This window comes from Mycolicibacterium peregrinum, assembly GCF_001665625.1.
Lineage (GTDB): Bacteria > Actinomycetota > Actinomycetes > Mycobacteriales > Mycobacteriaceae > Mycobacterium > Mycobacterium peregrinum_B.
Genome location: NZ_LZSY01000097.1, coordinates 1 through 10198, shown reverse-complemented (window position 1 = coordinate 10198; position 10198 = coordinate 1). Strand labels below are relative to the sequence as shown.

10 protein-coding genes are annotated in these 10198 nt (G+C 65.7%); 1 reads left to right on the top strand and 9 read right to left on the bottom strand.

The genetic code is table 11. The features are described 5' to 3' along the window. Window positions 1–68 precede the first annotated feature (68 nt). From A5779_RS14095 to A5779_RS14065, 7 genes are all read right to left on the bottom strand, one after another. On the bottom strand, window positions 69–1382 hold the full coding sequence (locus tag A5779_RS14095) for an RNA 5'-3' helicase PhoH2 (RefSeq protein WP_064882852.1): 1314 nt from the start codon (window positions 1380–1382) through the stop codon (window positions 69–71). A gap of 200 nt (window positions 1383–1582) precedes the next feature. After that, window positions 1583–2410 carry an acyl-ACP desaturase gene (locus A5779_RS14090; protein ID WP_064882850.1) on the bottom strand — a complete coding sequence of 276 codons (828 nt, stop codon included), beginning with the start codon at window positions 2408–2410 and terminating at the stop codon, window positions 1583–1585. A gap of 68 nt (window positions 2411–2478) precedes the next feature. Continuing rightward, on the bottom strand, window positions 2479–3942 hold the full coding sequence (locus A5779_RS14085; protein ID WP_064882849.1) for a glycine hydroxymethyltransferase: 1464 nt from the start codon (window positions 3940–3942) through the stop codon (window positions 2479–2481). A 24-nt stretch (window positions 3943–3966) separates the two neighbouring features. Further along, window positions 3967–4500: a hypothetical protein gene (locus A5779_RS14080; protein WP_064882847.1), complete on the bottom strand. Its 534-nt coding sequence runs from the start codon at window positions 4498–4500 to the stop codon at window positions 3967–3969. Between the two features lie 67 nt (window positions 4501–4567). Beyond that, the gene (locus tag A5779_RS14075) at window positions 4568–4882 is read right to left on the bottom strand and encodes a hypothetical protein (RefSeq protein WP_131811649.1); all 315 of its coding nucleotides are present in this window, start codon (window positions 4880–4882) and stop codon (window positions 4568–4570) included. Window positions 4883–5186: 304 nt separating this feature from the next. Further along, window positions 5187–5597 carry a hypothetical protein gene (locus A5779_RS14070; RefSeq protein WP_131811648.1) on the bottom strand — a complete coding sequence of 137 codons (411 nt, stop codon included), beginning with the start codon at window positions 5595–5597 and terminating at the stop codon, window positions 5187–5189. A gap of 207 nt (window positions 5598–5804) precedes the next feature. Further along, on the bottom strand, window positions 5805–7046 hold the full coding sequence (locus tag A5779_RS14065; protein WP_064882842.1) for a hypothetical protein: 1242 nt from the start codon (window positions 7044–7046) through the stop codon (window positions 5805–5807). A gap of 30 nt (window positions 7047–7076) precedes the next feature. Between A5779_RS14065 and coaA the strand changes: the two genes are divergently transcribed. Next, window positions 7077–8015, top strand: a complete 939-nt coding sequence (coaA, locus tag A5779_RS14060; RefSeq protein WP_055116732.1) for a type I pantothenate kinase — start codon at window positions 7077–7079, stop codon at window positions 8013–8015. On the opposite strand, the gene A5779_RS14055 is transcribed toward coaA, so the two are convergent. Together A5779_RS14055 and A5779_RS14050 are read right to left on the bottom strand one after the other, a co-directional pair. Continuing rightward, entirely contained in the window at window positions 8012–9421 is a 1410-nt protein-coding gene (locus A5779_RS14055; RefSeq protein ID WP_234790227.1) for a potassium transporter, read from the bottom strand. The genes coaA and A5779_RS14055 overlap by 4 nt on opposite strands. A gap of 146 nt (window positions 9422–9567) precedes the next feature. Beyond that, entirely contained in the window at window positions 9568–10140 is a 573-nt protein-coding gene (locus A5779_RS14050) for a hypothetical protein (protein ID WP_064882840.1), read from the bottom strand. Window positions 10141–10198 lie beyond the last annotated feature (58 nt).

Genomic DNA, 10198 nt, shown 5'->3' with positions numbered 1-10198 from the left:
GCCGCGGGGGTCTGGGGGGTCGCCCCCCCGGGGGTGCCCCCGCTGCCCACTCCACAGATCACTCGGGATCAGGGCAGCGCGCCCGGACTGAACTCCTCCAGCATCTCGGTCACCAGCGCAGCGATCGGCGACCGCTCGCTGCGCTGCAGCGTGATGTGGGCGAACAGCGGGTGCCCCTTGAGCTTCTCGATGACGGCTGCGACACCGTCATGGCGGCCCACCCGCAGATTGTCGCGCTGGGCCACATCGTGGGTGAGCACCACCCGCGAGCCCGCACCCAGCCGCGACAGCACGGTCAGCAGCACGTTGCGCTCCAAGGACTGGGCCTCGTCGACGATGACGAACGAATCGTGCAGCGAACGGCCCCGAATATGGGTCAGCGGAAGCACTTCCAGCATGCCGCGGGAGAGGACCTCTTCGAGCACCGCCGGGCTGGCGAGCCCTTCGAGGGTGTCGAAGACGGCTTGCGCCCACGGGCCCATCTTCTCGCTCTCGCTGCCCGGCAGGTAGCCGAGATCCTGACCGCCGACGGCGTAGAGCGGACGGAACACCACCACCTTGCGCTGGGTTCTGCGCTCCAGCACCGCTTCCAGGCCGGCACACAGGGCCAGCGCGGATTTGCCGGTGCCGGCTTTGCCACCGAGCGACACGATGCCGACAGACTCGTCGAGCAGCAGATCGAGGGCGACGCGTTGTTCGGCTGACCTTCCCCGGAGGCCGAACACTTCGCGATCACCACGCACCAGCTGCACCCGCTTCTCGGCGTTGACCCGGCCGAGCGCCGACGAGCTACCGCCCAGCAACCGAATACCGGTGTGGCAGGGCAGATCCCGGGCATCGGCCAGATCGATCTCGCCGTCGGAGAACAACGTGTCGATGTCCTCGGCCGCGACGTCGAATTCGGTCATGCCCGTCCACCCGGACACCACGACATCCTGGGCGTGGTACTCGTCGGCGGCCAGGCCCACCGCGCCGGCCTTGACGCGCAGCGGGATGTCCTTGCTCACCAGCGTGACATGCTTGCCCTCGGCTGCGAGATTCGCAGCGCAGGCCAGGATCCGGGTGTCGTTGGTTTCGGTGCGGAAGCCCGAAGGCAAGACGGACTGGTCGATGTGGTTCAACTCGACCTGTAGCGTGCCGCCTTGCGCCCCAACGGGAATCGGCTGATCCAGCCTCCCGTGCTCAAGCCGCAGATCATCGAACATCCGCAGTGCCTGCCGGGCGAACCAGCCCAGCTCGTGGTGATGCCGTTTGGCCTCCAGCTCGCTGATCACGACCAGCGGGACCACCACTTCATGCTCGGCGAACCGGGTGCATGCCCAGGGATCGGACAGCAACACGGATGTGTCGAGCACATAGGTACGGACAGGCAGATCAGTCACGTGGCGCTCCTAGAACCCGCGCGGCCCCACACGAGTTGCTCGGTGGACACTGCGGCACCAGGACCGGAGCCGGTCCTCTCGTGATCAAACCGATCGGTACCGTCCGGACAGCAGAGCATGTCGCTAGCCATCGGATTCGACGCTACTCCCGCCGTGGCAGGGTTGCTGGCTGGCGCGCCGCGTGAATAACGCCCGGCGAGTTACGCCTTGATGAACTCCTGGAGCGTTGCCTCGTCGGCCAGTCCCCACGCGGTGATCCGGTCGGAGATGACCTGGGCCAGAGCGGCCTTGTCGAAGATTCCGGCCTCGGCCACCACCGCCACCTTGTCCTGGTAGGCGTCGATGTCCGCGCCGATCACGTCGAGCTCACGGGCGCGCGCGGCGATGGCCGCCACGGTCTCGTCGCGATGGGTGCCCAGCAGGTGCGACACGAGGTTGGCAAAGAACAGCTCGTGGCGCTCCTCGTCGAGGACGATGCGGTCGACCATCGAACCCAGCACCGGCTCGGTGATCTGAGCCCGCAGGTTGCGGGTGTACACCGCGTGGGCACGCTCGAAGAACGCCATGAACACCAGCGTCTCGATCTGGCTGTAGCTGTCGGCGCGGTAACCCTTCATCACGTGCTCGACGCGGACGTCCTCGTTGGCCGTCGGATCGATCTCGCGGGTGACGACGAGGTAGTTGCGCAGCGCCACGGCGTGCAGGTGCTCCTCAGCGGTCCAGCGACCCAGGAAGCGGCCCCACTTGTCCTCGAGAATGAAGTGCTCGACGAGTTCACGGTGATAGCCCGACAGGTTGTCCTTGGTGATCAGCAGGATCTCCAAGGCGTCGGTGACGGTCTTGGGCAGGGTCACCTGCGAGGGATCCCAGTCCTGACCACCGAGGAACGCGAAGTTCTCGCCCTGGTCGAACGGCACGTAATCGTGTGCGTACCAGAGGTCCTCGGTATCCAGGTGGCGACGCAGCTCGGCTTCGACAACGGGCTCGAGCTCCAAGGTCAACGCATTAGCTACAGGTTTCTGTGCCATGAGGTAACTGTAACCGAGGTTTACAGGTTTCTAAAACCCGGGCCACGTGTGATGTCGCCCGCGCCGACTCAGAGAGTGAGGCCCGGGTACAGCGGGTTGGCGTCGAGCAGCTCGGCCGAGGCCGCGTGCACGCGCTCGGCGGTGCCGTCGGCCAACTTGTACTTGGCCTTCGAGGTGCCCTCGGCCTGCGTGTTGGACAGCACGTCGACGATCAGCTCGGCCACCCGGTCGAAGTCGTCGGCGCCGAATCCGCGGCTGGTCAGCGCCGGGGTGCCCAGCCGGACGCCGCTGGTGTACCAAGCGCCGTTCGGGTCGGCCGGGATGGCGTTGCGGTTGGTGACGACGCCGGCGTCCAGCAGAGCGGACTCGGCCTGACGGCCGGTCAGGCCGAACGAACGCACGTCGAGCAGCACCAGGTGATTGTCGGTGCCACCGGTGACCAGGCCCGCGTCGCGCTTCACGAAGCCGTCGGCCAGCGCCTGGGCGTTGTCAGCGACCTGCTGGGCGTAGGTCTGGAACGCCGGCTGGCGTGCCTCGGCCAGGGCGACGGCCTTGGCCGCCATGACATGGCTCAGCGGGCCGCCGAGCACCATCGGGCAGCCCTTGTCGACGGCGGGGGCGAATTCCTCGGTGGCCAGCACCATGCCGCCGCGCGGGCCGCGCAGCGACTTGTGGGTGGTGGTCGTGGTGACGTGGGCGTGCGGCACCGGGTTCTCGTCACCGGTGAACACCTTGCCGGCCACCAGGCCGGCGAAGTGCGCCATGTCGACCATCAGGGTGGCGCCGACCTCGTCGGCGATCTCGCGCATCTTGGCGAAGTTCACCCGGCGTGGGTAGGCCGAGTAGCCGGCGACCAGCACCAGCGGCTTGAACTCGCGGGCCGCGGCGGCCACGGCGTCATAGTCCAGGAAACCCGTCTCAGGGTTGGTCCCGTAGCTGTGCTGATGGAACATCTTGCCGGAGATGTTGGGCCGGAAGCCGTGGGTCAGGTGCCCACCGGCATCCAGGGACATGCCGAGCAGACGCTGGTTACCCAGCTTGTTGCGCAGGGTCTCCCAGTCCGCTTCGGAAAGGTCGTTGACGTGCTTGGCGCCGAGTTCGGCCAGGCCTGGGGCCTCCACCTTTGTGGCCAGGATGGCCCAGTAGGCAACCAGATTCGCATCGATGCCCGAGTGCGGCTGGACGTAGGCGTACGGGGCGCCGAACAGTTCGCGGGCATGCTCGGCGGCCAGGGCCTCGACGGTGTCGACGTTCTGGCAGCCCGCGTAGAAGCGGTGCCCGACGGTGCCCTCGGCGTACTTGTCGGAGAACCAGGTGCCCATGGTCAGCAGCACCGCCGGGGAGGCGTAGTTCTCACTGGCGATCAGCTTGAGCGAATCCCGTTGATCGGCAAGCTCTTTGCGGGTGGCTGCGGCGACCCGGGGCTCGACGGACTCGATGACCTGCAATGCGGCCTGGTACGCGGCGCTTGAAGTATCGGCGTAATCGGCGCCGGAAGCCGCGGGCAAGGTGGAGGACGGGTCTGCTGCCATGGCATTCAGCCTAGTCGGAGCGGGTCAGCTCGACGGTCCCGGGCCGGGTTGGCCCGGTGGGTATCCGGGGTAGGGATGGGCCGGCGGGTATCCGGGATACGGATAGGGCGGCTGAGTCGGCGGCGGGACAGCGATGCCCCGGGTGAGCTTGGTGAGCAACACGAACCAGGCGGCAACCCCGACGATCACCGATCCGGCCCACAGCAGGTTGCTGAGGGTTTCCATTCGCGGTCCGTCACCGACCAGCTTCATCAGGACCGACGGGAATGCGCCGGGGCTGTCTCCGCCGTCGACACAGGCGAGCCCGAACACGAACATCGACGCCCACAGGATGACCTGGGCCCAGGCCTGCCCGAAGGTGAGCTCCCCCTCCGGCTGCTTCCGCATCAACCTGCTCGTGAATACCAGGCAGAGTGCCAGCCACGGTGCGGCGAGGACGCCGAACACCACCATCCACCCGAGCTGCACGAACAGTCCCCGGCCGATCACCATCCACGCCAGCAAGAGCATGTTGAGCGGCATGGCCAACGCGGGGACGTACAGCCGAAACTCAGACACCCTCCGAGCCTAGGCCCGCAATGTCCACGCGAGGAGCAGCTCATCGCTGGAGGCGTCGGCGGTCAGATCAGTCGGCGGTGTGGTTCCACGCGCCACCGGCCTTGCCGTTGGCATAACCACCACCCGGCCACCCCTTGCTCCAGTCGTGACCGGCCCAGGCACCACCGGGCCAGCCCTTGCTCCAGTCCCAGCCGGCCCACGCGCCGCCGGGCCACGGGCTCACCAGAGGAGGCTTCGGCGGGGCCACCGTCTCGCCGTTCAAGACCACGACGGGATCGGCATTGGCCACCATCGCAGGTCCGGCCAGGCCCATCGCGGCTGCCGCCACCACCACACCGGCCATGCGCTTGACCCGGTTCGGTTTCGTGCTCGTTGTAGTCATGTCGACCCCTTGCTGCCGCCCGGTACGTCGCACGATGCTCAGCAAATATTTTACGCTTGGGCGGCGAGCCCGATCAAGGCATCGCGACCGCCGAACCCAGGGCCTGACAATCAGCGAATCAAGGTCAGTATTTGTCTTTTCAACTGCATTTTCGGGAAACGCACCCACCGCAGGCGCAACAGGTTCGCGGTGACTGGGCCTGAACGGCAGAGATCGCATCAGCAAATTTTGCGGATTACGGCGCCGACGACTGGCACCACGCCGAAAACCGGGCGGACCATCGGTGCGCCCGGTTTCGCGGTTGTCAGCGGTGATTCCAGGCGCCGCCGGCCTTGCCGTGGATGGCAGCGCCGCCGCCCTTGCCGTTGGCCAAACCACCACCGGGATATCCCTTACTCCAATCGTGGCCGGCCCACGCCCCGCCGGGCCACGGGCTGACGAGGGGAGGGATCCCGACTCCAGAGCCGCCAGAGGTGGCGGCGTCGGCAATGCCCGAGATGACGGACGTCACCGGATCGCTACCGACCTTGGTGAACGGAGCCTTTTTGCCCCCGGGGCTGACCGGCGCCACCGGATCGCTGCCGACCTTCGTGACAGGTCCGGCGGCATTGGCCACCGCACCCGAGCCGAGGATCCCGGCGAGCGCCACCGCGCCGGCCGCCACGATCACGCCGGCCATGCGCTTGATCTTGTCCAGTCTTTCCCTTGCCGCCATGGTCATTTCCTTTGCCCGACCCGGTAGTGCCACCAGGCCCTATGGCAACAATGTTACTGATCGGTAACTAAGGTGATCAAGCACTTGAGACCACCGTCATATCGATGAAGCAACGCAACGCAGGACACCTTTGGGCAAACGTCAGTCGCCCTACGGTAGAGGCGCTTAAATCAGGGCCACCAAGTTGCTGTCCGGCCGGCGGAGGCCCTAAGCGCGCAAGGTTGACGGGATCAGCGGCTCATCGAGCAGCCGGCCGAACCGCTCCGTCAACGTCACTCCGGCGGGGCGGTCGTCCAACCACCCGCGCAACAACCGGTACCCCTCGATGTAGGTGCTGGTGTAGGCCCGCCACAGCGGCGAGGACAGGAACCGCAGCGACTGCCTGGCCCGATCGTCGTCGACCAGCAGCCAGCGCTTGAGGAACTCCACCACCTCGTCGACGTCGCGATGCTCGTCGTGCAGCATCAGCGCAGCGTCCTGGCGCACGTCGGCCAGCCCCGCCACCGCCTCCGAGATCGACTCGGCACGCTCCCCGTCGAACCGAAGGCCCAGATCGGCATAGATATCGGCCGCCCATGCGCCCCAACCCGGCCCGACAATGGCGTGCAATGCCAGATCTGCCAGGCCCTCGGCCATCAGGCATTGCGGGGTGTTGACGAGGAAGATCGTCTGTTCGAGTTGATTTTGTCCAGCCACCAGCCCTGATTCTTTGCGGCAGTGCTCGGTGTGATGGCCCGGGTACGACTCGTGGGCCACCAGTCGGGGCAGGTTGGCCATCTGTTGTTTCAGATCGGCATTGACCGCGACGGTGGACTTGTAGTCGCCCAGGTAGTAGTTGAACCCCGACCACGGCTTGTCGGTGACCACCTCGTACGTGATGGTCTCCGCCTCGGGCAGCGGATACGCGGCGCGCACCTTGTCGCGCAGTGCCGAGGAGAACGCGTGGATGCACTCCTCCAGCCGGGCCGGAGGGATCTCGTCTCCGGTGCGGTGCGCCTGGATCCGCTCGGCCAGTGGGCCGGTGCCACCGAGGGCCTCGTCGAGCTGGACGTGGGCCTGCCGGTATTTCTCCGGATCGCCCTTGCTGATCCGGACGTCGAAATAGGCCTGCACCTCGTCGACGAAGCCGACCTGCTCACCGGCGAACTTGCGGCCCGCACAGTTGAGCGCCCTCAGGTGCGCGGCAATGTATTCGGCACGGTCGCGGTCGAGGTCGTCGGGGATCTGGGCCAGCAGCCGGTCCGCCTGACGAGCGAGGTCGGCCGGGTCGGGCGCAGGCTCGTTCTCGACCACACGACGCAGCTGCGGGTCGCCGGTGAACGAATCGACATAACCCTCCTCGACCCGGTCGAAACGCAGTCCGAGGAGCAGGTACTCGCGAATGAGAGTGGCCGAGTCCGTCACTGTGCCGGTTCCGGAGCCCGTCTTTTTCTCGATCCCGTTAGCCATGCCCCCAACCGTAGATGTAAGACTGATCGGATGCCGCGGCCGAGCGAGCCGAGCCCCTATGTGGAGTTCGACCGAAGTCAATGGCGTGCACTGCGCATGTCGACACCGCTGAAACTCACCGAGGACGAACTGCTGCGCCTGCGGGGTATGGGCGAGAAACTCGACATTCTCGAGGTCGAAGAGGTCTACCTGCCGCTGGCCCGGTTGATCCATCTTCAGGTCGCCGCCCGGCAGCGACTGTTCGCCGCGACGGCGGAGTTCCTCGGTGAGCCACAGCAGAATCCGGACCGACCGGTGCCGTTCGTCATCGGCGTCGCCGGCAGTGTCGCGGTAGGCAAGTCGACCACGGCCCGTGTGCTGCAGGCCCTGTTGGCCCGCTGGGGCCACCACCCCCGCGTGGACCTGGTGACGACCGACGGGTTTCTCTACCCGAACAAAGAGCTTCACCGGCGGAACCTCATGCACCGCAAAGGTTTCCCGGAAAGCTATGACCGACGCGCCTTGATGAGGTTCGTCACCGCGGTGAAATCCGGTGCCGACGAGGTCTGCGCGCCGGTGTACTCACACCTGCTCTACGACATCGTGCCCAGTGAGAAGCAGGTGGTCCGGCATCCGGACATCCTCATCCTCGAAGGCCTCAACGTCCTACAGACCGGTCCGGCCCTGATGATCTCGGACCTGTTCGACTTCTCGGTGTATGTCGACGCGCGCATCGAGGACATCGAGAAGTGGTACATCTCGCGGTTCCTGACGATGCGCTCGACGGCGTTCGCCGACCCGGCATCGCACTTCCACCACTACTCGACCCTGACCGACGAGCAGGCTGTGTTCGCGGCCCGCGACATCTGGCATTCCATCAACCGGCCCAACCTGATCGAAAACATCCTGCCGACCCGGCCGCGCGCCACCCTGGTGCTGCGCAAGGACGCCGACCATTCGATCAACCGGCTGCGACTGCGGAAGCTCTAGCCGGTCCCGGCCGGCGTTGCGACCAGCGGCCCGCAGCGCACGTCGAAGCGCTCCCGCACGGTGTCCAGGGTGCGACGCAGATGCTCGCGGTCCCGGTGATGGGTCGCCATGAAACGGGCAGTGGCCGAGAGCTGGCGCGGCATCGGATACCAGCGGTTGTAGTCCAGGCCGCACTCACGGAACACCTTGACCGGCACCGCATCCGAGATGAGACTCAGGTTGTGCTGAGCCAGGGTGAACATCGCATACAGCACCGCTGTTTTGGACTTCTGCGCCAAGTCCTGCAGGTCGAGTTCGTAGAGCGGCACCGTGTTCAGCTTGCCCAAAAACATCAGGTGCGTCGCGAAATAGCCCGCGAATGACGTCAGATGCATGGTGGCCGAACGCATTTGAATCGACAAGATGGAGCCGTCACCGGAAACATACGGCTCGTACGGATGCTCACCTTTGGAGAGATACCCGGTGCAGTTCACGATCCAGCTGCCCGGTGCGACGGTTTTCCTGGCCCCGCTACGCAACACCAGATCGGCCGAACCGTTGGTGTCGACCACATCGACCAGATGGTCCATCACCACATCGTTCAGGCCCGCGACAATGGCGGCGTTCTCCGCCTCCGACAGGACCCCCGCCATGAAATGGGTGGCCTGCGGGGTCGGAGAGGTGCCGTAGTTCGACCGGTACCACCGGGCGACGTCGTCCTCGTTGGTGCCGTCATAGAGCCGGGTCATGTCGATGGACATCTTGGTCAACGAAACCCCGCCCGACCAGCGCCGGGCACCGGCAGGGAAAAACCGATCCCGGCTGGAGAAGAAGGTGCCCGAGCCCGCCACCATGTTCACCTCGCGCCCCGGACTCGACGTGATCAACGCGTGCGCGGTGTCCATGGCGGTCTTGCCGCTGCCGATCACCCACACCGGGGTATCGCTGTCGTGGATCTCCCCGGAGCGGACATCACACGAGTCCGGTGACACCGACTGCACCCGATCGCTGGACAACTCCAGTGCGTCGTTGGGAGTCACCCGCACGCCGTACGCCTTGATCAATCGCTCGGCTTGGATGGTGTGCAGTTGCCCGTCCGCGTCCCGGCAGGTGACCTGTACGGCACCACCGCCGGCATCAGCGGACTGGAAATCCCAGCCGTAGCGTTCCTCGACCCGCACCCGTTGCTTGATCTGCTGCAGGCAGTAGCCGAAATGATCGAGCACCTCGGGTTTGGTGGCCAGATAGGAGGGCTCACGGCCAAGGGTCCATTTGATGTTGCCTGCAGTGAACATCGGATGGGGCTGGTGCAGCCGCACATACGGATACGTGTCCACCCACATTCCACCGACCCGGGGACGACGGTCGATCAGGATGATCTTCTGATCGGGTCTGAGGTACGTGCTGGCCACGAACAGCGCGTTCATGCCGCACAGGCCGGCACCGACAATGCAAACGTCACAATCTTCTGGCATCGCGAATCTCCCGGGTAGCGCCGTTTGAGCTCAGTGTGGGCGCGTGCGGTCGCCGCGCCATGAGTAGTGCGCTACCCGAGTTTCGAAGGGTGGATGGCTCAGGCGCGTTCCCAGCCGCCCCAGTCGTTGCCGACGAATCGTTGCCCGTCGGGAATCACGAAGTGGTGCAGAAACACCTGGAGCGCGGGCTGCATCCGCTGGTGCAGGTCCGTCATCGCAGTGACCAGCTCGGGCGTCATCGGATCCTCCCCCTCCGGCTTCTTAGGGGGGATCAGCCCCAGATGGAGCGCCATCTCCAGTTGGTAGAAGGTGAAATCGCCGTACGGCCGCTTGGGATCACAACCGGGCACCTCCTCGTCGAAGTAGGGATCGGACAGTTCCCAACTCATCTGCGCCAGCAGGGTGCGGTGCTGATCGGTGAAGTCGAACTCACCCGACTCCGGCAGTTCTTGGACAAAGAACGAGTATTCATGGTCGGCCGGCGGGCGCTGATATCCGTATTCGCCTGTGGCACAAGCACCGAACCCGGTGGCGATGCGCAGCAGATCGATATCGTGGGGTTCGGTCTCCCAGTCCGGCGCAAAACATGGTGCGCCTACCTCGGCCCCGTCCCAGCCAACCCGTACCGCTCGAAGCCGCTCGGTGTGCTCTGTCGCCCACTTCAAGTCCACCCGGCCATTATCGGTGACAAGCAGCGCCCAGAGCCCAGGCTCCGGTCTCTTATACACA